This is a genomic window from uncultured Mailhella sp. (assembly GCF_944324995.1).
Lineage (GTDB): Bacteria > Desulfobacterota > Desulfovibrionia > Desulfovibrionales > Desulfovibrionaceae > Mailhella.
The window spans coordinates 24336-47686 of the sequence record NZ_CALUYL010000020.1 but is presented as its reverse complement, the minus strand read 5'-3'; the positions used below and the strand labels follow the sequence as shown (position 1 = coordinate 47686).

Genomic DNA, 23351 nt, shown 5'->3' with positions numbered 1-23351 from the left:
AGAAGGAAGCATCATGAATCTCGCCAAGTTCCCCCGTCGTGGTTATGTCAAGGAACCTACCCCCATCGAATATCTGCCCAATTTCTCCAAGGCTCTGGGCAATAAGGTCAACGTGTACATCAAGCGCGACGACCTGCTCCCCGGCTGCGCCGGCGGCAACAAGACCCGTAAGCTGGACTTCGCCATCGCCGACGCTCTGTCCAAGGGTGCGGACACCGTCATCACCTGCGGCGCCGTGCAGTCCAACCACTGCCGTCTGACCCTCGCCTGGGCCGTGCATGAAGGCCTCGACTGCCATCTGGTGCTCGAAGAACGCGTGAAGGGCAGCTACAATCCCGAAGCTTCCGGCAACAACTTCCTGTATCATCTCTTGGGCGTGAAGAGCATCACCGTGGTGCCCGGCGGCTCCCCCATGATGGAAGAAATGGAAAAGGTGGCTGAAAAGCTGCGCGCTCAGGGCAAGAAGCCCTACATCATCCCCGGCGGCGCTTCCAACCACATCGGCGCTCTGGGCTACGTTTCCTGCGCTCAGGAAATCATGCAGCAGATGTTTGAAATGGGCCTCAACTTCGACCACGTCGTGGTGCCCAGCGGCAGCGCCGGCACCCACGCCGGCATGATCGCCGGCTTCTACGGCAACAACATGGACATCCCCATGTCCGGCATCGACGTGAGCCGTCCCGGCGACGTGCAGCAGGGCATCGTGCACAAGCTGGCCCAGGAAACCCTGGATTACATCGGCGCCGGCGTGCAGCTTCCCAAAGAAAAGGTTGTCTGCTTCGGCGACTACTATCAGCCCGGCTACTCCATCCCGAACGACGGCATGGTGGAAGCCGTGAAGATGCTCGCCCAGACCGAAGCCATCCTGCTCGACCCCGTGTACAGCGGCAAGGCCATGTCCGGCATGATCGACCTCATCCGCAAGGATTACTTCCCCAAGGGCGCCAACGTGCTCTTCCTGCACACCGGCGGTTCTCCGGCCCTGTACGCCTACCTGCCCACCTTCCGCTAGCAGGTAGCAGGACCTCCTGCTGAAACAACCTCTCTCTCCGCCCCCGGCGTCTTCCCGATGCCGGGGGCGTTTTTTCTTTTGACTTTGGACTGATATGCTTTTCAAATGCAAAAAAATCTGACAAAATCTTGAATTGAAGATTTTCTCTTGTCGGTTTCAGCGTTGCAGGCTGCGTTTGCTTTATAACGTCGGTACAGAAAAGATGGAATCTTTCCGCGATGTTTCATAGTCGCGGCGGTTGTATTTAAATCGTTCCGGGCGAAAGCTGTTTACCTTCGACGCATCCTTTTCCGGAAAGAATGCCTTTTATTCGTGGTCGTTCCGTCAGCTATGCAGTTTAAAAAAGAAACATACAGCATCAAGGCAGCCGAATATATACGCGGTCTTATCCGTTCCGGAGCGCTTCAGCCCGGCCAGCCCGTGAGGGAAGCTCAGATATCGGAAAAGCTCAACATCAGCCGCGCTCCCATCCGCGAAGCCCTGCTCATACTGGCGCATCAGGGCCTCATCTGCTCCGAACCGCAAAAGGGAAAATACGTTCGTTCCATGAGCGCCAAGGAAATTTACGACAGTTACGTCGTGGCAGGCATTCTTGAAGGCGCGGCCGTGGCGCAGTCGCTGCCGACCTGGACGGGCAAGGAGCGCGACGCCTTTGCCGACGTGGTGCATCGTCTCAACGATCAGGTGAATTACGCCGCGCATCTGGATACGCTCGCGGAAATAGACGAAGCCTTCCACATGACGCTGCTTTCCGCCTGCACCAACGAAAGACTCATCGACATTGCCCGCACGTCCTGCTCTTCGCTGGCGAAGTTTCTCTACTACACCTATTGGCGCACGCTGTTCACGCCCAAGGAGTTTTACGACCGGCACATGCTCATTGCCGACACCGTGGCCGCAGGCGACGGCAGAAACATCGAAATGGTGCTGCGTCGGCATTACGAGGAAGTGGGGGAGCGTCTTTCCCTTCTGGTGCATGAAGGGCACGAGGTTCACTGATACCCCTGAGACGGGCGCATGGCGCTTTTTGCCGTCACTGCCGCGGGCAGTGCAGGAAGAGAGGCGCGCCCGGCGTTTCTGAAACACTGCCGCACGCTTTTTCCGGGGTAAGTGCGCTCAGGGGCCTTCTTCCTCGCTTTTGCGCATGAGGAGTGTTCGGCTTCGCTTTTTTCCCCTGGCGTTTTCTGCACGAGCGGCGCTTTCTTGCGGAGCGAGCAAAGGCGTTCACGCTGCCGGGTCGCTTCAGCGCAATTACCATTCGTCGATTCTGATTTTTTGATGCTCCGGGAGCGGTGCTGACGCGCCGGGGCTTGCGATGGGCAGTCACTGCGCCGAGTCGGGGTGAGGCGTCGGCGTAGTATGATGGGCAGTCCGTGATGCGCTGAACGCTTCAATGTGTTGGGCAATGCGACGCTCCGAGGGCGAAGCGCCGAGTGCTGTCATGCGCAGGGGCTTGCGATGATGGCCGGGCGGGCGACGCTCCGGGCGCGCGTACAGGATGTGCGGCCCGAAATTGTTTCAGCACGCCCTGCGGAAGGCGCTTTTCTCGCTCAGGAGAGGCGCTTCATTCTCATGAAAACATGGATGCAAAGGCCGCGGAAGAGCGCCGCTTTCCATGTACGCCTGTGAAGAGCTGTTCAGCTTCACATCCGGCTGAACAGAAAGGGGGCCTTTCCGCGCACGCCTGCAAAGAGCGCGCCGCAATGCGCCTGGCCGGATCCGGAGCTGCCGCACAGTCGCCGTGAGACGCGCCGAAGCCTAGTTGTTTATCCACACTTCGCCGATGATGTGATATTCGCCGAGATCGTCGGGCATCCAGTAGAGCGCCTGAAGACCGTGATGGTACTGCCCTTTGCGCTCGTAGCTCTTGATGAAGCACGACACCCAGTAGCCGGGCCCGGCCAGCAGCCGGATGCCGTCGCGGTCGAGGAAGAGGTCGTGCTGCCTGCGGAAGTCGGAACGCAGGCGCTTGCGCAGCGCGGAAAATTTTTCCCGGCTGGCGCGCGGGTAGTTTTCCCTGTCGTACATGCTGAAAATGTTTTCAGACTTCTGGAGCCTGTCGTCCATCCAGCGCAGGGTCTGGCGCAGCACCTTTTCATCGTCGCCGGAAGGCGCGATTTGCGGCGCAGCCTGCGGAGCGGACGCGGTCAGGGAAGAGCCCGGCGCGCCTGCCGTCGGCAACGCCGGAGCCTCGGCGGTTTCCGTGTGTTCCGTCAGCGGGGCGGGGATGCCGGGCAGGGCCTTGTCCTGCGCGGGAGGCGTTTGCGGAGGCATGTTGTCTTCGGCGCGGGGCAGCAGCGGCGAGGCTCCCGTTTCCGGCGAGGGCAGGGAGGCCAGCGCCCTGTTCCGCACGAAGGGTTCGCCTTCGAGATGTTCCGCAATGACCACGGGCGTGCCCGGAACGAGCACGGCAAGCAGATCCGTGATTTCATGCTGATCGATGGCCATGCATCCGCGCGTGGTCAGGCCCTGAATGGGCTGGCCCTTGCTGTGCAGCCAGATGCCGCCGCCGGTTTTTCCGCGCAGGCGGTCGGCGGGATTGGGATAGTTCAGATTGAAGGCGTGCGGCCCGTATTCCATGAAGTCGAGCTTCTGCGTGATCTTGTGCGTGATGAAGTACACGCCTTCGGGCGTGCGCAGATCGCCTTCCCGCTGCTTGTCGCCTTCGAGTCTGCCGTGGATGCAGTCGAACTGCCGCGTGATGGCGGGCTTGCCGTCCACGGTTTCTTCGACCTGAAAGAGCAGCTTGCGCGATTTGTCGGCGGCAAGAAAATATTCCGGAGTGCGGGAGGGCAGGCGGGCCGTCCAGTCGGCCGCGGCCTGAAGGGGCAGCATGAGACAGAGCATGAGAAGGGAAAGGAGGCGGAACAACGGGAGTCTCCTTGGTTGTAACGTGGCCGGAGGATGCGGCGTCGATCGCCTTTCCGTTTTAAGGGAAAAAGTTCGGGAACACAATGCGCAAAAAAAGAAGCGCCGCCTCCGGCGAACCGGAAGCGGCGCTCTTTCATGATGCCAAGATCGGACTACTTTTCCGCGAGCACGCGGTCGATGATTTCGGCCTCGTAGCGGGTGTAGTGATTGATGTTGAAGATGGCGTCGAGTTCCTCGGGCGAGAGATGCGCCTGAATTTCCGCGTCCGAACGGATGAGATCGGGGAAGGACTTGTGGGTTTCCCAGCTTTCCATGGCGCGCTTCTGCACGACCACGTAGGCCTGCTGACGGGGCATGTTCTTTTCGATGAGCGCGGTGAGCACGCGCTGGGAGAAGAACAGGCCGTAGCTGCCCCAGAGATTGCGTTCCACGTTTTCGGGCAGAATGCGCAGGCCTTCGAGCAGGCGGTTGAGGCGGTGCAGAACGTAGTCCATGAGAATGGTGGAGTCGGGAGTGATGATGCGCTCCACCGAGGAGTGGCTGATGTCGCGCTCGTGCCACAGGGCCTGATTTTCCATGGCGGCGAGAGAGTTGGACCGGATGACGCGGGCCAGACCGCACATGTTTTCCGCGGAAATGGGATTGCGCTTGTGGGGCATGGCGGAGGAGCCCTTCTGGCCCTTGGCGAAGCCTTCTTCCACTTCATGCACTTCGGTGCGCTGGAGGTGGCGCAGTTCCACGCAGATGCGCTCCACGGTGCCCGCGGCGATGGCGAGCGCGGTGAAGTAGTGGGCGTAGCGGTCGCGCTGGACGATCTGGGTGGAGATGATGTCGGCCTTGAGGCCGAGAATTTCGCAGGCGCGGGCTTCCACGGCGGGCGTGATGACGGTGTAGGTGCCCATGGCGCCGGAGAGCTTGCCGGTGCGGATGTCTTCAATGGCGTCGGCAAAGCGCTTCTTGTCGCGCATGAATTCGGCGTAGAATCCGGCGAACTTGAAGCCGTAGGTCACGGGTTCGCCGTGAACGCCGTGGGAGCGGCCCATGCAGATGAGGCCCTGATGCTTGCGGATGAAGGCGCGCAGCGTGTCGAGCACGAGGTCGAAGCCGTCCATGATGATCTTGCCGGCTTCCACCATCTGGAGGGCCATGGCGGTGTCCACGATGTCGGAAGAGGTGCAGCCCAGATGGATGAAGCGCGCGGAGGGGCCGATCTTCTGTTCGAGATAGGTGAGGAAGGCGATGATGTCGTGGCGGGTCACGGACTCGATTTCAAGAATCTTGTCCACGTCGAAGTCCACGTCCTGCATGATGTTCTTCAGGTCTTCGTCGGGAATGACTCCCTGCTCGTTCCAAGCCTGGCACACGGCCTGTTCCACCTTGAACCAGTAGCGATAGCGGTTTTCCAGGGTCCAGAGTCCGGCCATCTCGGGCCGGGAGTAACGTTCGATCATGGCGACCTCTATTTCGTTCCGGCGGGCGATTCCGCGCTCTTGGCGGGCGCCGGGCTTTCGGTTTTGGGAGCGGCGCTTTTTTCTTCCGGCTTGCTGTCGGAAACGGAGGGCACGCCCTTGCTTTTGTCGAAAAGGTTGCTGGTCCCGTGCCCGTAGGAGGAGGCGAACCAGCCGCCGCCCTTGAGGATGAAGGAGGTATTGGAAATCACCCGATGGCAGGACGCTCCGCAGTCGGGGCAGGGCTGGGTTTCGGCGTCGTCGCCGGAACGGAGCCACTCTTCAAAGGTTTTCTGACAGTGAGGGCAGGCGTATTCGTAAATAGGCATGGGAAAAGAAAAGGGTTGAGAGAAAAAACAGGAACGGCGTGTCTGCAGAAAAGAGCCGACACGCCGGAAACTGGCTCTGCAACCGGAAGGCCGCAGGAATCCGCAGACCAGAATTACTTCTTGGCAGCGGCCTTGGCTTCGTGGATGCGTTCCTTGATGCGCTGGGCACGACGATGACGACGGCGATCAAGTTCCTTGGCGCGTTCGATCTTTTTATGGGCCATGAGATTGCTCCTTAAAAGAAAATGTATCCAGAATGTATAAACTCTCCGAACGGCGCTGTCCAGTGAAAGAAGGGCGTCGGAGGCGCGCGGGCGGGCTTTTCCTGCGTTTTTTTCGGCGGAGCCCTGCGGATTCGCGGCTTGCCAGGCCGGGCCGCCGCGCGTATTCTCGCGCCCTGAAACGATTTTTACGCATGAGGAGTCGCACGATGGGCTGTGATGTCGTCACCGAAGGAACGCTGTCCGCGCTGCTGGGCATTCGGGTGGAAGGTTTTGACGCGGAAGGAAACGGCGAAGTTTCCATGCCGCTGGACTCCCGTCATCTCAACGTGATGGGAAACGCCCACGGCGGGGCCATATTCACGCTGGCCGACATGGCCTTTGCGGCCGGATGCCGCGGCGCCGGCATTCTGTGCGTGAGTGCGCAGTGTTCCATTTCCTATCTTCTGCCGGGAACCTGCGGTCCGCTCCGGGCGAAGGCTTCGCCCGTCCGGCTGGGACGCACGCTCGCCGTGTACGACATCATGGTGTACGACGGCGAAGGGCGCAACATCGCCAAGGCCGTGATGACCGGATATGTGCTGAAGAAGCTGGACTGCGGTGACGCCCATGACTGAGGACATGCGGACGGAAGAGTTTTCCGGCGAGCTGGAATCAGCCGATGACGACGCCCTGCAGACGCCGTGCGGCGGACGGAAGCGGCGTTTCGAGGTTCCTGCGGGCTCGAAGAAGATGCGTCTGGATGCTTTTCTCGGCGCTGCGGCGGAGCTTTCCCGCAGCCGGGTGAAGAAGCTGGTGGAGCAGGGCGACTGCCTTGTGGACGGCGCGCCCTGCGCGGACGCCGATTACAGGGTTCGCCCCGGCCAGATCGTGGAGCTTTCCATGCCCGGCGCGTCGGACGCGCTGGCGCCGGAAGAAGGGCCGCTCGACATCGTGTACAGCGATGCGGACATCGCCGTGATCAACAAGCCCGCCGGACTGACCATGCATCCGTGTCCGAGCTGTCCTTCGGGCACGCTGGTGCATCGGATGCTGGCGCGCTTTCCGCAGCTTGCGCTTCAGGAAGGGCCGCGTCCCGGCATCGTGCATCGTCTGGACAAGGACACCTCCGGCCTTGTGATCGTGGCGCTTTCGGAACGGGCCAGACTGCGCCTCATCGAAGATTTTGCGCAGCGCCGCGTGCATAAGACCTATCTTGCGGTCACGCGCGGGGTGCCTCCGGCCGAAGGAAGCAGCGATCTGCCCATCGGACGGCATCCCACGATAAAAACGCGCATGGCCGTGGTGCCCGAGGAGAAGGGCGGGCGCTGCGCGCTCACCAGGTGGAGCACGCTCTACGCGTCGCCTTCCGGCCGTTTTGCGCTGCTTGCCGTGCGCCTGTTCACCGGGCGCACGCATCAGATACGCGTGCATCTCGCACGGGCGGGCTTTCCGCTGTGGGGCGACGCCGTGTACGGCCCCAATGATAAGACTTCGCCCGCTGCGCGGCAGCTTCTCCACGCCTGGAAGCTGGAGTTTGCGCATCCGGTGAGCGGCGAGCCCATGAGCTTCACGTGTCCGCCGCCGGAAGATTTTCCCCGCGCCATGCTGGCGCTGGAGCGCTGCATGCGCCGGGTCATTCTTACGGGCATGCCGGGCTGCGGCAAGTCGGCCGTGCTCGAACGCATGGAGGCGCGCCGCATTCCCGTGTGGAGCGCGGACAAGGCCGTGGCCGCGCAGTATCTGCCCGGCGCGGACGGCTGGCGTCTCATGCGTCAGCGCTGGGGCGACGCCTTTTTCGACGAATCGGGCCGGGTGAACCGCACGGCGCTCACCAGGCTGCTTGCGGAAACGCCGGGCATGCGGCGCGAGCTTGAACGCATGATTCATCCGCTGGTGCGCGATTCCATGGAGACGTTTTTCCGGAAGGCGCAGGAGCGCGGGGAAGGCGTGGCCGTGGCGGAAGTGCCGCTCTGGTTTGAAACGGGGTGGACGTGCCCGGGCGCGGACATTGCGGTCATCGTCTGCCCGGAGGACGTGCGTCATGCGCGCCTTCGGGAAACACGGAGCTGGAGCGACGCCAAAATCGCCGCCGTGGAGAGCTGGCAGTGGAAGCCGGAGGACAAGATTGCGGCGGCCGATCTTCTGATCCGCAACGACGGCACGCTGGATGACCTCGACCGGGAAGTCGGCGCGTTTCTTGACGCGCTCACCGCAAGGCAGAAGAGCGAAGAAGCCACGCTTGAGGAAAGGTGGCGCGCTCTGTGGAGCGGTGAAGAAGGGCAGGCGCGGGACTGAGGCGGGTCCTCTGCGGCATCCGCGGGGCAATCTCCTTGCCGTCCAGGGGCAGGCCGCACGCGCACAGTCTGCCGCATCCGCGCGGAAAACGCGTCGATGCCCGGCAGCCTGCGTTGGACGTTATGCCGCGCGTCTGAAAAGGGTGCTTCCGCACAGGCGCGTCTCTGGCCTTTGCTGCGCGCTCTGTCGTGCGCCGCGTTGCGCTGCTTTCATCAGCAGAAAGAGGCCGTCTTGCGCAGACACGGATTTGTAAGCCCATAAAATTTTTCAATATAAAATCATCTCGAAAATATAGTTGCAATACATTATTGCACCATTCGACAAGGCATGCCGACAGCCGATAGTGTCTGTTATCTTAGGTATTTTCTGCATTTGTTGCGTTCGGCTCCTGTTTGCGCCGCCCGGAGGCGGAACAATGTCCTGTCTGCGCCTGTCTGAATACTGACGTTCCTTTTTTGTTCTTATATTTCAGCATTATGCCGTGAATGTAAAAAAGAAGCCCCGGGAGGGCTTTTTTTTTGGACAACCTGGTACATTTTTTGCATTATTAAAGTCGGAACATATCAAGCAGGAGTCCGACATGTATTCACTCGTAGAAAGCCGTGAAGCTGTGAACAACTGGTTGGAACGCTACGGCGTGCGCTTTGGAATCTATAAAAACGGGAAGTTCAAGGAACAGCTCTTCCCCTTTGATCCCATTCCCCGCGTCATTGAGCCCGAAGAATGGGCCTATCTTGAAAAGGGACTTGCGCAGCGCGTCAGAGCACTCAATCTGTTTCTTGCCGACGTTTACGGCGAAAAGAACATCATTAAAAATAACATCGTGCCCAAATCCTTCATCTATGCCTCCAAAGGCTATCTTCCCCAGTGCGAGGGCATTCGTCCGCCGCACGGCGTGTTCGCCCACATAGCCGGCATAGATCTGGTGCAGGCCAGGGACGGAAGCTGGTTCGTTCTGGAAGACAATCTCCGCATTCCTTCCGGAGCGTCCTATCCGCTCATCGCCCGTTCCATCTCCCGCAAGGTGAGCCCGGAAACGTTTGCCGCCAACCATATCGAAGACAACCGCGACTATCCGCAGCTTCTGAAGCACACCATGGACGACATGAACGTCAACGGCGGACTGAACGTGGTCTTCACGCCCGGGCGCTACAATTCCGCGTTTTTTGAACATTCCTATCTCGCGGAACGCACGGGAGCCGTGCTGGCGTTTCCCGGCGATCTTCTTGTGGAAGACAACCATGTGTACTATCAGGGCATTTTCCACGAAAAAACGCTGGTGGGAGCCATCTACCGGCGCGTGTCCGACGAGTATCTCGATCCCATGGCCTTTGAGCCGGATTCCCTCCTCGGCGTGCCGAACCTCATGCAGGCCTACGCCGCGGGCAACGTGGCCGTGCTGAACTGTCCCGGCAACGGCGTGGCCGACGACAAGGGGCTTTACTACTTCGTGCCCCGCATGGTGGAATACTATCTCGGCGAAAAGGCCATATTGCAGAATGCTCCCACCTATCTCCCCTATTACGAGGAAGACAGAGATTACGTGCTCGCCAACGCGGAAAGGCTGGTCATCAAGGACGTGAGCGAGGCCGGCGGCTACGGCGTGGTGTTCGGACGCGACCTGGAACACGACCGCCTGGAAAAGCTGAAGGATCTCATTCGTTCCGAACCCCGCCGCTGGATTGCGCAGGAAGTCATCAATTTCAAGGATCTGGAAACCATGGAAGATCACGGCGTGGTCTATCGCAAGGCCGATCTGCGCGCCTTTGTGCTCTCTTCCTCCGACGGCGAGGTGGTCTGGAAAAGCGGACTCACCCGTTTTGCCCGTCAGGCCGATTCCTTCGTGGTCAACTCCAGTCAGGGAGGCGGCTTCAAGGATACCTGGGTCATGCGCGATCATCAGTCGCATCTGAAATCCTTGTAGAATCTTCCACCGTTATCGAAAAAAGGACGCGTCATGTCTTCCATATCTCCCGCCAAGGCCAACCATCTTTTCTGGCTGGGGCGCTACGCCGAGCGTCTCTTCGCCCAGCTTCATTTCCTGCGCCGGTACTACGATCTGTGCCTGGATGAAGGCCGGGAAGACGCTCTTCAGATCTACTGCCGCAAGCTTTCTCTGACCAACTGCCCTGCCGACAGGGAAAGTTTTCTGTATCAGCATCTTTTCGAGAATACGCCGGGCTCTCTGCTGTACTGCCTGGAATGCCTGAACGACAACAGCATCGTGCTGCGCGAGGAACTCACCACGGCATCCATCAGCTATGTGAACCTCTGCATGGCCACGATCAATCACTGCCGCCACAAGCAGGACATCAACATCGTTCGGCTTCAGCCCCTCACCGACTATATTCTCGCCTTCTGGGGCTCCGTGTTCCAGCACGTGACCAATATTGCCACGCTGGACATGCTTTTCATCGGCAAACATGTGGAATACATTGATATGTATTCAAGGTTCGACTACCCGTTCAGCCGCATCGCCGCGGAGTGGGAAAGTCTGGATCACCGTCTCGGGCACATTGAAGACATGGTGGACGGGCGTTGCAGAAACAGGCTCAGGGAGATATTCTCCGACGGGCGCGATTACGGGAAGAAACTTCCCGACGTGCTTGGTTCGTTGAACTCCCTGGTCCTGGTATGAAGCAGTTTTTTTATCGTTACGAAAGCCATATTCACTTTTCCTCGCCGGTTTCCGCCCATTCCTGGCTTTTGCGGTGCGTGCCGAAGTCGGAGTCCTTCCAGAAGGTGGAACGGGCTCTGCTGCGCGTGAGCGTCGCGCAGGACGATGAGAACGAATTTGTACTGCCCGTCAGCGACGGGCTCGACGCCTTCGGCAACGCCGTGCAGACGGGGTATGTTGCCGGAGCGCATGTTCGATTCAGCATCGTGTCCGAGGGGGTGGTGCGTCAGACGCCGTACCGCATCTGCGGCACGGCGCACGGCATGTTTCTGGAGCATACCGCGCTGACCCTTCCCGACGCGGACATGAAGCGCTTTGCCGCGCAGGCGGACGGCGGGGATTTCGCCGTTGCGGACGCTGCGGAAGAGATCGGCGGGCCCGCGCTTGCGAAGGCGCTTTCGCTGTGCGGGGCCGTGCATGCACGCATGAGCTATGTTCCCGGCGTGACCACGGTGAACACCACCGCGGCGCAGGCCTTTGCACTGGGGCAGGGCGTCTGTCAGGACTACGCCCACGTGCTTCTTGCCCTGCTGCGTCTGTGCGGCATTCCGGCGCGGTACGCCTGCGGCTATCTTGTCGGCGAGGGAGCCACCCACGCATGGGTGGAGGTTTTCGATCAGGGAGTGTGGAGAGGTCTCGACCCCACCAACAACCGTTTGCTCCGTTATGGCTGCATCAAGGTGGCGCACGGCCGCGACAGCGCCGACTGTTCCGTGAACAGGGGCGTGTTCAGCGGCCTGGCCGCGCAGCGGAACACCCTAGACATCAAAGTGGAACAAGCATGATAAAAACCGTCATATCCACGGAGCTGCCCGTGGACGAGCATCTGCTCATCCGCAAGAACAGCATTTCCTCCGGCTCCGGCAAAAAACGCATCTGCATCGTCACCGGCACCCACGGCGACGAACTGGAAGGGCAGTACATCTGCTATCGCATCGGCAGCATTCTGCAGGAACATCCCGAATGCCTGGACGGCACGGTGGAAATCTATCCTGCGCTCAATCCGCTGGGCATAGACTCCATCACGCGCGGCATTCCCAACTTCGATCTGGACATGAACCGCATTTTTCCCGGCGATCCCCGGGGCAGCATGGCGGAAAATACGGCCTACAACATCATTGAGGACCTGAAGGGCGCGGATCTCGTGCTGGACATCCATTCCAGCAACATTTTTCTGTACGAGGTGCCGCAGGTCCGCATCAATCAGCTGACCGCGGAACGTCTGGTGCCGCTGGCCAAGCATCTGAATCTGGATTTTCTGTGGGTGCATGAGGCCGCCACCGTGCTGGAAGCCACGCTGGCCTATTCCCTCAACGCCCTGAATACGCCCACGCTGGTGGTGGAAATGGGCGTGGGCATGCGCATTACCAAAAGCTACGGCGATCAGCTCGTGGGCGGCATCCTGAATCTGATGCGTCATCTCGGCGTTTGGAAGGGCGACGTGCCCGAGCCTGCGCCCGGGCACAAGACCATACTTTCCACCGGCGGTTCCGTGGAATTCATCAACGCGTCCGCGTCGGGCGTGTTCATTCCGCTCATCCGTCAGTCCAATCAGGTCGAGGCCGGACAGTCCATCGGGCGCATCGTCGATCCGCTGCGCGGCGTGGTGCTCCAGGAAGTGGCCGTGGAAAAGCCGGGATTCGTCTTCACCATCCGGGCGTACCCCGTCGTGTACGAAGGGTCGCTGCTCGCGCGCGTGTACAGGGAGGACAACGCATGAAACGTGAACGTCTTTTCGTCATGCCGTCTCCGTTCCGCGACGAGTTCCGCATTCACGGCTTTCGCTTCGGCTCCGGCAAAAAGAGTCTCGCTGTGGTGGGCGCCATGCGCGGCGACGAGCTTCAGCAGCAGTTCGTCTGTTCGCGTCTAGTCCACAAGCTTCAGGATCTGGAAGAGCGCGGCGAGCTCATGCCCGGTCATGAAATTCTCGTCATTCCCTCGGCGAACCCCTTTGCCATGAACATCGGCAAGCGCTTCTGGGCCATGGACAACACCGACATCAACCGGATGTTCCCCGGCTACGCCCTCGGCGAAACCACGCAGCGCATCGCCTCGGCCCTGTTCGAGCACATTCAGGGCTATGAATTCGGCGTGCAGCTCGCGAGCTACTACCTCGCCGGAGATTTCATTCCCCATGTGCGCATGATGCACACCGGATACGAAAATGTGGAGCTCGCCCAGGGCTTCGGGCTGCCCTACACGCTGGTGCGCAATCCCCTGCCCATCGACACCACCACGCTGAACTACAACTGGCAGATCTGGGAAACGCAGGCGTTTTCCGTGTACGCCGGGCATACCGGCGTCATCGACGTCGCCACCGCCGACGACAGTCTGGCCGCCATTCTGCGCTTCATGGCGCTGCACGGCATCATCCGCTACCGTTCTCATCCGGGCTACTATTCCCAGGTGGTGCAGGAAGAGGAACTCATCAACGTCAAGGCCTGCCGGGCGGGCATCATGTACTGCACCTGCCGCCCCGACGACGTGGTGCGTCGTCATCAGCACCTTGCCAGCATTCTTGATCCCTACGACGGCTCCGTGCGCTGGGAGGTTCGCGCTCCCGCCGACGGCACGGTGTTCTTCATGCAGACGCGTCCGCTGGTGCTGGAAAATTCCATGCTGTTCCGGCTTATCGCGAGCTGAACGAGATTGCAGCGGCATTCGGGCCGGCGTCTTCGACGCCGGCCTTTGCGTTTAAACGCCCCGCCCTTCGGAGCGGGAACTTTTTGCGCCGGTCTGTTGCGTCGCCGAAGCTGCGGGCCCGGGGCCTTCCGACGCTCGCAGGGCGCGGCGGAGCAGAGGGGGCGAAGTCACGAAAAAAGGGCGCGCCCGGTTGGGCGCGCCCTTGCCGTGCCGACGGCGTCGGCAAAAAGCGGACGGATTAAAGTTCCGGCGCGTCGAAGAGCGCGTCCTCTTCGGGGTATTTGGCCTCGTATTCCGCCTTGAAAGCGGCGTATCTGCCTTCGAGAATGGCTTTTCGTGCGCCTCGCACCATGTTGAGGAAGTAGGTGAGGTTGTGCAGAGAGTTGAGGCGGAAGGCGAGCAGTTCCTGACTGACGTACAGGTGGCGCAGGTAGGCCTTGCTGAACGTGCGGCAGGTGTAGCAGTTGCATTTCGGATCGAGGGGGCTGTCGTCTTCGGCGTACTGGAGGCGCTTGATGTTGATCTTGCCTTCCGAGGTGTAGAGCGTGCCGTTGCGGGCGTTGCGGGTGGGCAGCACGCAGTCGAACATGTCCACGCCTGCCTCTATGCCGTGCAGAATGTCCAGCGGCGTGCCCACGCCCATGAGATAGCGTGGCTTGTCCTGCGGCAGCACGGGGTTGAGCGCGCGCAGATTCTTCATCATGAGATTTTTGGGTTCGCCCACGGCCAGGCCGCCGATGGCGTAGCCCTCGAAGCCGATGTTCATGAGCTGCCTTGCCGAGGCTTCGCGAAGCTCGGGGAAGGTGCAGCCCTGCACGATGCCGAAGAGAAGATTGCCCGCGCTTCCCGCAGGATAGGCGTCGCGGCAGCGCTGCGCCCATTCGGTGGTGCGCTTCACGGCCTTTTCGGCTTCTTCATGGGTGGCGCCGTAGCCGAGGCACACGTCGAGCGGCATCATGATGTCGGAATTGAGATTGCGCTGGATGGAAATGACCTTTTCCGGCGTGAACATGTGTTTGGAGCCGTCGATGTGCGAGCGGAATTCCACGCCGTCGGGCTTCATCTTGTTCAGCTTGCTCAGGCTGAAGGCCTGAAAGCCGCCGCTGTCCGTGAGGATGGGCTTGTTCCAGCGGATGAATTCGTGCAGACCTCCGCGCCGGGCCACGAGTTCGTCGCCGGGGCGCAGGTACAGATGATAGGTGTTGCCGAGAATGATCTGCGCGCCGATGGCGTTGAGATCGTCGGGAGCGAGGGCCTTTACGCTGCCCACCGTGCCCACGGGCATGAAGATGGGCGTTTCGATGACGCCGTGCGCGGTATGGAGAAGGCCGGCGCGGGCGTTGCCGTCCTTGCCCAGGAGTTCAAAGGTGCCGGGGGCTTTGTCCATGAATGCCTCGATAGGATGTTAGAGTGCGAGATCCCAGCACAGCAGGAGGACGAGCGGCGCGGCGCAGCCGAGCGCGAATTCCAGTGGGCGGGGGAGGGCGTTATGATGCCGCAAGGCGAAGCTGACGGCAAGGCCGATGAGAAAGCCGGAAAGAAGGCCGAAAATATGCGCGGAGTAGTCCACGTTCTTGCCTTCCGCGCCGAGCATGGCCAGAAAGGCGAGGGCGGCGGCCACGGGCAGCGCCAGCCTGCGGAAGCCCCGCATGTGCGCGGGGGATCGCACCACGATGTCGGCGCAGAGCAGGCCCACCATGCCGAACATGGCCGTGGAGAAGCCGAGGCTGGAATAGCCCGGATCGCGGTAGCACACGTTCATGGCGTTGCCCAGCATGCCGGCGGCGAGGGTTGAGGCGAGCGTGAGCCCGAGGCCGAGGCGCTGCGCGAGCAGAATGAGGAAGGGCGTGCCGAAGATGACGTTGCTGAAAAGGTGAAGCGTGTCGGCGTGGAGCGTGAGCGCGGTGGCCGTGCGCCACCATTCTCCGGCGCGTACTTCGGTGACGTTGAGCTTGCCGCAGCGCACCCAGTATTCCGGATCGGGCAGATGCTCGAAGGGCAGGGGCCACCAGCCCATGCAGAGCCCGTACCAGAAGACGAGAAAGAGCATGACGAGCATGGACCAGTGCGCGTTCCGGCGCAGGGGCACGGGCGGAGGCGGGGGCGTTTTTTCCGATTCCAGGGCGGAAAGCTCGCTGCGCGCCACGTCTTCAAACATGGCCGGAACAAAGGCCCGCGTCTGGGAGCCGTGCCCGGTGACGATATAGGGAATGTTCTTGGAGTCGAGCACGAGGCGCAGCAGTTCCATCTGCCGCGTGCCGAGGGCGGGAAGCGAGCGGCCCATGTGTCCCGGCCCGCGGAAGTCCACAACTCTCCAGCCTTCCGGCGCGCGCAGGGAACGACGCCACATGGAAACGTGGCTTTTCGGACGATGACGGAAGGCGGCTCGAAGATCGCTCATGACTCGGACGGCCCGAAGATCGCGGCGCAGGCGGCGCGGCGGAAAAGTGCGGGGGAATTATTAATCAAAAAAAGGCGGAGATGTTATCCCCGCCTTAGGAAAGATCGGCAAACCTGATTATTCGGCGTCATTCTTGACGACGGGCTTCACCACGGCGCCGGAACGGAGGCAACGGGTGCACACGTTGATGGTGCGCACGGTGCCGTCGGCTTCCTGATGGCGGACAGCCTGCAGGTTGGGGTTGAAGCGACGCTTGGTCTTGATATTGGAATGGCTCACAAGGTTGCCCACCTGAGCTTTCTTGCCGCAGATTTCACACTGTTTACCCATGGTATATCCTCCATAAAAAAGCCCGTGTGGGGCGGAATGCTGCTGAAATTCGATACCTTTTGTATCGTAAGGACTGCTAGCAATAGCCTGAATTTTAAAAAAAGGCAAGTGGAAACGACCGCAAGTTCCGGGCCAGAACGCTTCCGCAGGCCGGAACGCTCCCGCAGCTTCCCGCCGTGAACGCGCAAAACCGCCTGAATTTTCAGAACATTAAAAAATCTCTCCAAAAAATTCGGCGGCCGCCTTCGGAAGCAGGCGCTTTTCCCCGATCCGTCTTCCTCCCAACAAAAGTTTTCGGAAGGAGGATGGGGGTGCGGGGGAAGGAGGAAAGCCCTTTTTCAAAAGGGTTTCCTCCTTCCCCCGCCCGTCCTAGTCTTCAAAAAAGATGGGCGGCACGTCCGCGAGGGTGGCGACCATGACGGCCTTGATGGTGTGCTTGCGGTTTTCGGCTTCGTCGAAGACGATGGAGTTTTCGGATTCAAAGACTTCTTCGGTGACTTCGAGGGCGTCGAGGCCGAATTTCTGGTAGATGGATTCGCCCACGGCGGTTTCGCGGTTGTGGTAGGCGGGCAGGCAGTGCATGAACTTGCAGTTCGGGTTGCCGGTCAGTTCCATGACGCGGGCGTTCACCTGGTAGGGCAGGAGCTTTTCAATGCGTTCCTTCCACACTTCGTCGGGCTCGCCCATGGACACCCACACGTCGGTGTAGATGAAGTCGCAGCCCTTCACGCCTTCGGCCACGTTGTCGGTGCGCACGATGGTGGCGCCGGACTTTTCGGCTTCGGCGAGGCACATGTTGTAGATTTCGTCGCTGGTCTGGAGCGAGACGGGAGCCACGGAGCGGAAGTTCATGCCCATTTTGGCCGCGCCCATCATGAGGGAGTTGCCCATGTTGTAGCGGGCGTCGCCGAGGTAGGCGAAGGTGATTTCGTTGAGCGGCTTGTCGCTGTGTTCCATCATGGTGAGGAAGTCGGCCAGAATCTGCGTGGGATGCGCTTCGTTGGTCAGGCCGTTCCACACGGGCACGGGGGAGAACTCGGCCAGCTTTTCCACGATGTTCTGTCCGTAGCCGCGGTATTCGATGCCGTCGTACATGCGGGAGAGCACGCGGGCGGTGTCGGCCATGGATTCCTTCTTGCCTATCTGCGAGCCGTCGGAAAGGTAGGTGGCGTGGGCGCCCTGGTCGTACAGGGAGGTTTCAAAGGCGCAGCGCGTGCGGGTGGACGTTTTTTCAAACACCAGGGCCACGTTCTTGCCCTTGAGGAACTGCGGTTCCTTGCCTTCCTTGCGGAGTTTCTTGAGGCGGGCGGCGAGGCGGAGCAGGTAGGAGAGCTCTTCCTGGTTGAAGTCCGCGATTTTCAGAAAGTCACGATTCTTGAGGTTGGTCATGGCAGGCTCCTGTAAGAACTGGCATCAGAAGTGCAGCATCATGCCGACTTCGTCGCATTTATAAAATTTCGGGCACTTGCTGCACTCGGCCCACACCACGGGGGAGAGCGTGTCGCGATCCACGGCGGAAAAGCCCAGCGAGGAGAAGAATCCCGGGGCCAGCGTGAAGGTGAACACGTGCGCCGCGCCGAGAGCGCGCGCGTCTTCAATGAGATCCTGCACGAGCAGGCGGCCTATGCCCTTGTGCTGAAGCTGCGGATGCACGGCCACGGAACGCACTTCGGCCAGATCTTCCCAGAGCACGTGCAGGCCGCCGCACGCAAGCACGATTTCCTTCTCGCCCGCGTTCACGGTAATGACCCGGTAGTCCTGAATGTTCTGATACAGGTACAGCGGCCCGCGGGCAAGCATGATGCGCGCCGAGGCAAACTCGTTGATGAGACTGGACATGCCGTCCACGTCCTGAATTTTTGCCTTGCGGCTGGCGAGCGTTGCCGGCAGCGAAATGCCGCTGATGTCCGGCAGCATGGACTGCTCGCCGGAAACGGCCGCCTGCGGAGCGGAAGCGAAACGATGCATGGGATTCCCCCCTCGGAAATAAAGATGAGTCAGAAAAAATATCCCCCTTGCCCCGGCTTTGCAAGGGCTTGGAGGGCTCCCGAATGTTTTTCCCAAAAGGAGAACCACAGAAAGCATTTGCGCGCCGGGGCGTATTCTGCTATGCTCACTCCCGCTCTTGTGATTTTTTAAACACGGTGGCAGAATTCTCCCCGACGCCGGACGGAAAAGGCTGATCCGTCCGCAGACATCGGCGTCATGCCATGAGACGTTCACCGAAAGTCCCGGTCTGCCGGGCAAAGGAAAGGAATTATGAAAAAGGTTAGAGTTGCAATCAACGGCTTTGGCCGCATCGGTCGTCAGGTCTTCCGCGCCATGTACGGCAAGTACGCCGACAGCGCCGAAATCGTGGCCATCAACGACCTGATGGACGCCAACACCAATTTCCATCTGCTCCAGCACGACACCTCCTACGGTCCTTCCGCCTTCACCTGCGAAGTGGCTCCCGAAAAGACCTCCGTGGGCGGCGTGGACTGCACCATGGTCAAGGTGGGCGACTGGAACGTGGCCTGCCTCGCCGAACGCGATCCCAACAACCTGCCCTGGAAGGCCCTCGACGTGGACGTGGTGGTGGAATCCACCGGCATCTTCCGCACCGCTCCTCAGGCCGGCGTGCATCTGGAACGAGGCGCCAAGAAGGTCATCATTTCCGCTCCCGCCAAGCAGCCCGATCTCACCGTGGTCATGGGCGTGAACCAGGACATGTACGATCCCGCCAAGCACAACATTCTGTCCAACGCCTCCTGCACCACCAACTGCCTCGCTCCCGTGGCCAAGGTCATGCATGAGGAATTCGGCCTCAAGCTCGGCAGCATGGTCACCGTGCATTCCTACACCAACGACCAGCGCATCCTCGACCTGCCCCACAAGGATCTGCGTCGCGCCCGCGCCGCCGCTCTGAACATCATTCCCACCAGCACCGGCGCCGCCAAGGCCGTGGCCGAAGTGATTCCCGCCCTCAAGGGCCGCTTCTCCGGCTACGCTCTGCGCGTGCCCACCCCCACCGTCTCCATCGTGGACTTCACCGCCATTCTTGAAAAGTCCACCGACGCCGAAACCCTGGTGAACGCCTTCCGCGCCGCCGCCGAAGGCTCCCTCAAGGGCATTCTCGGCGTGAACGATCTGCCCCTCGTCTCCATGGACTTCAAGGGCGACTCCCGTTCCTCCATCGTGGAATCCGAATACTGCACCGTGCAGGACGGCAACCTCGCCAAGGTGGTGAGCTGGTACGACAACGAATGGGCCTACTCCGTCCGCGTGACCGACCTCATTCACTACATGCAGTCCAAGGGCTTCTAAGCCCGGCTCCGCTTTCGCGGAACCTCGGACGCGCGTTGTAAGACGCAACCGGCAAACAGACAGGCCGCCGCTCCTAAAAGGGGCGGCGGCCTTTTTCAGACTCTTGCCTAGAAGCGCGGCTCGGAGCATACTGCCCCCATGAAATTTTTTCCCAGTCAGTTTTCTCTGTTGAGCCAGGGGAAGGGAGCGCGAAGAAACTTCGGATACTTCTTCCGCGTCATCCTCATTCTCACCGTGTTCGTGGCCGTGTTCAGCGTGCTGTTCCACTACATCATGGAATATGAAGGCCGCGACTATTCCTGGATTACCGGCCTGTACTGGACCCTGACCGTCATGTCCACGCTGGGATTCGGCGACATCACCTTCAATTCCGATCTCGGCCGCGCCTTTTCCATCGTGGTGCTGCTCACCGGCATCGTGGGGCTGCTCATCGTGCTGCCCTCGTCGTTCATTCAGTTCGTCTATACCCCGTGGCTTGAGGCGCAGAAGAAAAAGGAAGTGCAGCACAGTCTGCCGGCGTCGGCGCGCAATCACGTCATCATCGTGGGCGTGAGCCCCGTGGCGCGCAACCTTGCCCAGGTGCTGGCCAGATACGGCTTTCACAGCGTGCTTCTGTGCTCCACCACGCAGCAGGCGCTGGATCTCATGGATCTCGGCCTGCACGCCGTGGTCGGCGACTACGACGACGTGCAGGTCTATCGCGGCCTGCACGCCCAGAACGCGCGCCTCGTGGTGGCTCTCGACACCGACGTGCGCAACATCAACGTGGCCTTCACATTGCGGGAACTCGACAAGAACGTGCCCATGGTCTCCCGCGCCGAGAAGGATGAATCCATCGACATTCTCAAGCTTGCGGGCTGCTCTTCGGTGTTCCAGTTCCGCAAGTCGCTGGGCCGCTCCCTCACGCGCCGCGTCATCACCGACAAGCTCAGCGTGAGCCCGCTCGTCACCTTCGGCCCGCTGGTCATTGCCGAAGCCCCCGTGAAGCAGACCTCCCTTTCGGGCATGACGCTCAAGGAAAGCGATCTGCGCGGCAGAACGGGCATCAACGTGGTGGGCCTGTGGAATCACGGCGTGTTCGAGCATCCCGGGCCGGACACCGTGCTGGAAGAGCACAAGGTGCTGGTCATGGCGGGCTCGCGCGAGCAGATGCGCGTCTTTTCGCAGGAACTGGCCCGCAAGCCGGAAGCGGAAAAGCCCGCAGGGCGCGCGCCGGTGCTCGTCATCGGCGGCGGACGCGTGGGCACGGCGGCCGCCACGGCCCTCAAGGAACGCGGTCTCGACGTCGTGGTGGTGGACCGCTCCAACATCGCCTCGCGCATTCCGGGCATACGGGTGCAGGTGGGCGACGCTTCCGATCCGTTCACGCTGGAGCAGGCGGGCATCAAGACTTCGCCCTCCATTCTCATCACCACCCACGACGACGACACCAACATCTACCTCACCATCTACTGCCGCCGCCTGCGCCCCGACGTGCAGATCATCACCCGCACCAACCTCGACCGCAACGTTCACGTGCTGCACATGGCCGGCGCCGATCTCGTGCTTTCGCTGGCGTCCATGGTGTCCAGCCAGATCATCAACCTGCTGGAGCCGGGCAGGGTGTTCATGCTCAATGAAGGGCTGAACATCTTCCGCGCGGTGGCGGGGGAGGGGCTTGCGGGGCACAATCTCGTCAACAGCGGCATACGCAAGAATCTGCGCTGCAACGTGGTGGCCGTGAGAACCGTCCGCGGCGACATTCTGGTGAATCCCGATCCGCTGCGGGTGTTTCAGGCGACCGACGAGCTTTTCCTCATCGGCGACGCGGCGTCGGAAACCGCGTACTACGAGGAATACTGGCCGGACAGAGGCCGGAGGGAATGCGACCCCACCTGCGGCGACGAGAACAGGCACGAGCCCGGACAGGGCTGGTTTGCGTAACCGCCGGGATGCCGAAAGCGCGCCGGCAGAAGTTCGTTTCCAGATGCATGTTCGGGGAACACCCCCGGCGTTTTTTGGGAAAATTTTTTCGTCGGAGAACGTCGGGAGCCGCCTCGGCAGGGATTTCGACGGCGTTTTTTCCGTTTTTTTATCCGGACGGAGCGAAGTCGCAAAAAATTTTTTGAAAAAATGTGGAAAAGGGCTCGGAAGACATCGTTTCCGGGCCCTTTTTCGTGCGGAACATGCGGATTTAACTGCGCATGATCCTTAAGAAAAAATGAATTCCCCGTTTTTTTGCGCACACGCGGGAAAAAATGAAAATTTTTCAAAAAAAACTTGACTGCCGGGGGTAGTGAAGATACAAATAGACCTCGCCCAAGTTGTGGGCGTTTCCCTGGACGGCAGGGAAGGGCAGATGGAATCTGTCCTGCTGTACTCTGAGCATTCGATCAGGGTTTTGACATTTGCAGGCGTCGCACATGCCTAAGATGTCAGACCGCAGCAATCCGAACTTCGCGGATTGCAAGGTTTTCCGGTGGATGGGCAATCCATGCGCCGGGTGTGTGTTGGCTCCTGCGGGACCACCTGTTTGACGGAATGAATTCCGTGCAGGCCGGGTTGGCGACCAGGATCGGCTTTTATGGACTTTTTGCAGGGCTCGAACGGTTGCCGAGTGGTCCGTTCTTCTCTTTATCCCCCGCATACATATCCATGAGCCGAACGACTTTGATGCTTTTTCAAAGGCGTTTTTGGTCGTTGCCTGACTTTAGGTGTAGGAACGAAGGGCGCTTCTCCACGCAAGGTGAGCGTGAGCGCGCCTCATGAAATGACCGGTTCCTCTGACCGGTCAGCCGCCCTTTCGGCGGTGGATTCTCCGGTTGAAATACTCCGACAGGGATCAGCCGGAGCGGGTTTGCCAGAAAATGGAGATTCGCAATGACGACAGTTGGCAGTGATCGTATCCGTATCAAGCTTAAGGCTTACGATTACCGCATCCTGGACAAGGCTGTGGCGGAAATCGTGGACACTGCGCGCAATACCGGCGCGGGTGTGGCTGGGCCTATTCCTCTGCCCACCAACATTCACAAGTACACGATTCAGCGCTCGGTCCATGTGGACAAGAAGTCCCGTGAACAGTTCGAGATGAGGGTCCACAAGCGCCTTATGGACATCCTCGACCCCACGCAGCAGACCGTGGACGCTCTGGGCAAGCTTTCCTTGCCCGCCGGCGTGGATGTGGAAATTAAGCTCTAGAGAGGGGCGTCATGTCTGAAAAAATGGGTATTATTGGACGAAAGCTGGGCATGACCCGTATTTTCGCCGACGACGGCAGCGCTGTTGCCGTTACCGTGGTCAAGGCAGGTCCCTGCCCCGTGACCCAGGTAAAGACGGTGGAAAAGGACGGCTACAACGCTCTTCAGATCGCCTTTGAAGAAGTGGCTGAAAAGAAGGTGACCAAGGCTATGCGCGGTCACTTCGCCAAGGCCGGCGTGGCTCCCTGCCGCGAAGTTCGCGAGATCCGTCTCGCCGAACCGGCCGCCGTTGAAGTCGGTCAGGTCCTCACCGCCGAAGTGTTCGCCGCCGGCGACACCGTGAAGGTGACGGGAACCAGCATTGGTAAAGGTTATCAGGGCGTTATGCGCCGTTGGAACTTCCATGGCATTGACGATGGCCATGGCGACGAAAAGGTGCATCGTTCCGGTGGTTCCATCGGTAACAACACCTTCCCCGGACATGTGTTCAAGGGCAAGAAGATGGCCGGTCAGTGGGGCGCCGAACGCGTCACGCAGCAGGGCCTGAAGATCGTGGAAGTTCGCCCCGAGGATAACGTCATCCTTATTAAGGGTGCCGTGCCCGGACCGAAGAACGGTCTGGTGCTGGTGCGCAAGCAGTAGTGCGCAACACAGGAGATG

21 protein-coding genes are annotated in these 23351 nt (G+C 60.4%); 13 read left to right on the top strand and 8 right to left on the bottom strand.

Annotated features, from left to right (window positions below; genetic code table 11):
- Positions 1-13 precede the first annotated feature (13 nt).
- On the top strand, positions 14-1012 hold the full coding sequence (locus Q0K02_RS09040; RefSeq protein WP_294487731.1) for a D-cysteine desulfhydrase: 999 nt from the start codon (positions 14-16) through the stop codon (positions 1010-1012).
- Between the two features lie 330 nt (positions 1013-1342).
- The gene (locus Q0K02_RS09035; protein ID WP_294487729.1) at positions 1343-2011 is read left to right on the top strand and encodes a GntR family transcriptional regulator; all 669 of its coding nucleotides are present in this window, start codon (positions 1343-1345) and stop codon (positions 2009-2011) included.
- A 759-nt stretch (positions 2012-2770) separates the two neighbouring features.
- Here Q0K02_RS09035 and Q0K02_RS09030 read toward each other — a convergent pair.
- The 3 genes from Q0K02_RS09030 to Q0K02_RS09020 form a co-directional block, all read right to left on the bottom strand.
- Positions 2771-3883, bottom strand: coding sequence for a L,D-transpeptidase family protein (locus Q0K02_RS09030; RefSeq protein ID WP_294487726.1), 1113 nt, complete (start codon positions 3881-3883; stop codon positions 2771-2773).
- A 152-nt stretch (positions 3884-4035) separates the two neighbouring features.
- The gene (purB, locus tag Q0K02_RS09025) at positions 4036-5334 is read right to left on the bottom strand and encodes an adenylosuccinate lyase (protein ID WP_294487724.1); all 1299 of its coding nucleotides are present in this window, start codon (positions 5332-5334) and stop codon (positions 4036-4038) included.
- Positions 5335-5342: 8 nt separating this feature from the next.
- The gene (locus tag Q0K02_RS09020; RefSeq protein ID WP_294487723.1) at positions 5343-5660 is read right to left on the bottom strand and encodes a zinc ribbon domain-containing protein; all 318 of its coding nucleotides are present in this window, start codon (positions 5658-5660) and stop codon (positions 5343-5345) included.
- 430 nt (positions 5661-6090) lie between these two features.
- Between Q0K02_RS09020 and Q0K02_RS09015 the strand changes: the two genes are divergently transcribed.
- The 7 genes from Q0K02_RS09015 to Q0K02_RS08985 all read left to right on the top strand — a co-directional run bounded on the left by Q0K02_RS09015 (position 6091) and on the right by Q0K02_RS08985 (position 13478).
- Positions 6091-6498 (top strand): PaaI family thioesterase, encoded by a 408-nt coding sequence (locus tag Q0K02_RS09015; RefSeq protein ID WP_294487721.1) that lies wholly within the window; start codon positions 6091-6093, stop codon positions 6496-6498.
- A complete protein-coding gene (coaE, locus tag Q0K02_RS09010) occupies positions 6491-8158 on the top strand; it encodes a dephospho-CoA kinase (RefSeq protein ID WP_294487719.1) in 1668 nt (555 codons plus the stop codon). The genes Q0K02_RS09015 and coaE overlap by 8 nt, the downstream gene beginning before the upstream one ends.
- A 580-nt stretch (positions 8159-8738) precedes the next feature.
- Positions 8739-10082: a circularly permuted type 2 ATP-grasp protein gene (locus Q0K02_RS09005; protein WP_294487716.1), complete on the top strand. Its 1344-nt coding sequence runs from the start codon at positions 8739-8741 to the stop codon at positions 10080-10082.
- A 33-nt stretch (positions 10083-10115) separates the two neighbouring features.
- Positions 10116-10796, top strand: a complete 681-nt coding sequence (locus Q0K02_RS09000; RefSeq protein WP_294487713.1) for an alpha-E domain-containing protein — start codon at positions 10116-10118, stop codon at positions 10794-10796.
- Positions 10793-11620, top strand: coding sequence for a transglutaminase family protein (locus tag Q0K02_RS08995; RefSeq protein ID WP_294487710.1), 828 nt, complete (start codon positions 10793-10795; stop codon positions 11618-11620). Before Q0K02_RS09000 ends, Q0K02_RS08995 begins: the two co-directional genes overlap by 4 nt.
- Positions 11617-12555, top strand: coding sequence for a M14 family metallopeptidase (locus tag Q0K02_RS08990; protein WP_294487707.1), 939 nt, complete (start codon positions 11617-11619; stop codon positions 12553-12555). Before Q0K02_RS08995 ends, Q0K02_RS08990 begins: the two co-directional genes overlap by 4 nt.
- Positions 12552-13478, top strand: a complete 927-nt coding sequence (locus tag Q0K02_RS08985; RefSeq protein ID WP_294487704.1) for a M14 family metallopeptidase — start codon at positions 12552-12554, stop codon at positions 13476-13478. Before Q0K02_RS08990 ends, Q0K02_RS08985 begins: the two co-directional genes overlap by 4 nt.
- A 238-nt stretch (positions 13479-13716) precedes the next feature.
- Here Q0K02_RS08985 and tgt read toward each other — a convergent pair whose 3' ends face one another.
- From tgt to Q0K02_RS08960, 5 genes are all read right to left on the bottom strand, one after another.
- Complete coding sequence (gene tgt / locus Q0K02_RS08980) at positions 13717-14865, bottom strand: tRNA guanosine(34) transglycosylase Tgt (protein ID WP_294487701.1); 1149 nt, start codon at positions 14863-14865, stop codon at positions 13717-13719.
- An 18-nt stretch (positions 14866-14883) separates the two neighbouring features.
- On the bottom strand, positions 14884-15879 hold the full coding sequence (locus Q0K02_RS08975; protein WP_294487698.1) for a rhomboid family intramembrane serine protease: 996 nt from the start codon (positions 15877-15879) through the stop codon (positions 14884-14886).
- Positions 15880-15996: 117 nt separating this feature from the next.
- Positions 15997-16209, bottom strand: coding sequence for a 50S ribosomal protein L28 (gene rpmB, locus Q0K02_RS08970; protein WP_178581515.1), 213 nt, complete (start codon positions 16207-16209; stop codon positions 15997-15999).
- Positions 16210-16578: 369 nt separating this feature from the next.
- Positions 16579-17598 carry an ornithine carbamoyltransferase gene (gene argF, locus Q0K02_RS08965; protein WP_294487690.1) on the bottom strand — a complete coding sequence of 340 codons (1020 nt, stop codon included), beginning with the start codon at positions 17596-17598 and terminating at the stop codon, positions 16579-16581.
- A gap of 24 nt (positions 17599-17622) precedes the next feature.
- Positions 17623-18177 carry an N-acetyltransferase gene (locus tag Q0K02_RS08960; RefSeq protein ID WP_294487688.1) on the bottom strand — a complete coding sequence of 185 codons (555 nt, stop codon included), beginning with the start codon at positions 18175-18177 and terminating at the stop codon, positions 17623-17625.
- A 291-nt stretch (positions 18178-18468) separates the two neighbouring features.
- Between Q0K02_RS08960 and gap the strand changes: the two genes are divergently transcribed.
- The 4 genes from gap (at position 18469) to rplC (ending at position 23333) form a co-directional block, all read left to right on the top strand.
- Positions 18469-19515 carry a type I glyceraldehyde-3-phosphate dehydrogenase gene (gene gap, locus Q0K02_RS08955; protein ID WP_294487683.1) on the top strand — a complete coding sequence of 349 codons (1047 nt, stop codon included), beginning with the start codon at positions 18469-18471 and terminating at the stop codon, positions 19513-19515.
- 138 nt (positions 19516-19653) lie between these two features.
- Positions 19654-21438, top strand: coding sequence for an NAD-binding protein (locus Q0K02_RS08950; RefSeq protein WP_294487680.1), 1785 nt, complete (start codon positions 19654-19656; stop codon positions 21436-21438).
- A 936-nt stretch (positions 21439-22374) separates the two neighbouring features.
- The gene (gene rpsJ, locus Q0K02_RS08945; protein ID WP_077071459.1) at positions 22375-22692 is read left to right on the top strand and encodes a 30S ribosomal protein S10; all 318 of its coding nucleotides are present in this window, start codon (positions 22375-22377) and stop codon (positions 22690-22692) included.
- Positions 22693-22703: 11 nt separating this feature from the next.
- Entirely contained in the window at positions 22704-23333 is a 630-nt protein-coding gene (gene rplC, locus Q0K02_RS08940) for a 50S ribosomal protein L3 (protein ID WP_294487674.1), read from the top strand.
- Positions 23334-23351 lie beyond the last annotated feature (18 nt).

What these genes read in the sequence shown, in the direction of transcription:
- coaE (WP_294487719.1), top strand. Translation starts at nt 6,491, where the DNA reads ATGACTGAGGACATGCGGACGGAAGAGTTTTCCGGCGAGCTGGAATCA.
- Q0K02_RS09020 (WP_294487723.1), bottom strand. Translation starts at nt 5,660, where the DNA reads ATGCCTATTTACGAATACGCCTGCCCTCACTGTCAGAAAACCTTTGAA.
- Q0K02_RS09035 (WP_294487729.1), top strand. Translation starts at nt 1,343, where the DNA reads ATGCAGTTTAAAAAAGAAACATACAGCATCAAGGCAGCCGAATATATA.
- Q0K02_RS08990 (WP_294487707.1), top strand. Translation starts at nt 11,617, where the DNA reads ATGATAAAAACCGTCATATCCACGGAGCTGCCCGTGGACGAGCATCTG.
- purB (WP_294487724.1), bottom strand. Translation starts at nt 5,334, where the DNA reads ATGATCGAACGTTACTCCCGGCCCGAGATGGCCGGACTCTGGACCCTG.
- rpsJ (WP_077071459.1), top strand. Translation starts at nt 22,375, where the DNA reads ATGACGACAGTTGGCAGTGATCGTATCCGTATCAAGCTTAAGGCTTAC.
- Q0K02_RS09000 (WP_294487713.1), top strand. Translation starts at nt 10,116, where the DNA reads ATGTCTTCCATATCTCCCGCCAAGGCCAACCATCTTTTCTGGCTGGGG.
- rplC (WP_294487674.1), top strand. Translation starts at nt 22,704, where the DNA reads ATGTCTGAAAAAATGGGTATTATTGGACGAAAGCTGGGCATGACCCGT.
- Q0K02_RS08950 (WP_294487680.1), top strand. Translation starts at nt 19,654, where the DNA reads ATGAAATTTTTTCCCAGTCAGTTTTCTCTGTTGAGCCAGGGGAAGGGA.
- Q0K02_RS09015 (WP_294487721.1), top strand. Translation starts at nt 6,091, where the DNA reads ATGGGCTGTGATGTCGTCACCGAAGGAACGCTGTCCGCGCTGCTGGGC.
- argF (WP_294487690.1), bottom strand. Translation starts at nt 17,598, where the DNA reads ATGACCAACCTCAAGAATCGTGACTTTCTGAAAATCGCGGACTTCAAC.
- Q0K02_RS08985 (WP_294487704.1), top strand. Translation starts at nt 12,552, where the DNA reads ATGAAACGTGAACGTCTTTTCGTCATGCCGTCTCCGTTCCGCGACGAG.
- Q0K02_RS08960 (WP_294487688.1), bottom strand. Translation starts at nt 18,177, where the DNA reads ATGCATCGTTTCGCTTCCGCTCCGCAGGCGGCCGTTTCCGGCGAGCAG.
- tgt (WP_294487701.1), bottom strand. Translation starts at nt 14,865, where the DNA reads ATGGACAAAGCCCCCGGCACCTTTGAACTCCTGGGCAAGGACGGCAAC.
- Q0K02_RS08995 (WP_294487710.1), top strand. Translation starts at nt 10,793, where the DNA reads ATGAAGCAGTTTTTTTATCGTTACGAAAGCCATATTCACTTTTCCTCG.
- Q0K02_RS09005 (WP_294487716.1), top strand. Translation starts at nt 8,739, where the DNA reads ATGTATTCACTCGTAGAAAGCCGTGAAGCTGTGAACAACTGGTTGGAA.
- rpmB (WP_178581515.1), bottom strand. Translation starts at nt 16,209, where the DNA reads ATGGGTAAACAGTGTGAAATCTGCGGCAAGAAAGCTCAGGTGGGCAAC.
- gap (WP_294487683.1), top strand. Translation starts at nt 18,469, where the DNA reads ATGAAAAAGGTTAGAGTTGCAATCAACGGCTTTGGCCGCATCGGTCGT.
- Q0K02_RS09040 (WP_294487731.1), top strand. Translation starts at nt 14, where the DNA reads ATGAATCTCGCCAAGTTCCCCCGTCGTGGTTATGTCAAGGAACCTACC.
- Q0K02_RS08975 (WP_294487698.1), bottom strand. Translation starts at nt 15,879, where the DNA reads ATGAGCGATCTTCGAGCCGCCTTCCGTCATCGTCCGAAAAGCCACGTT.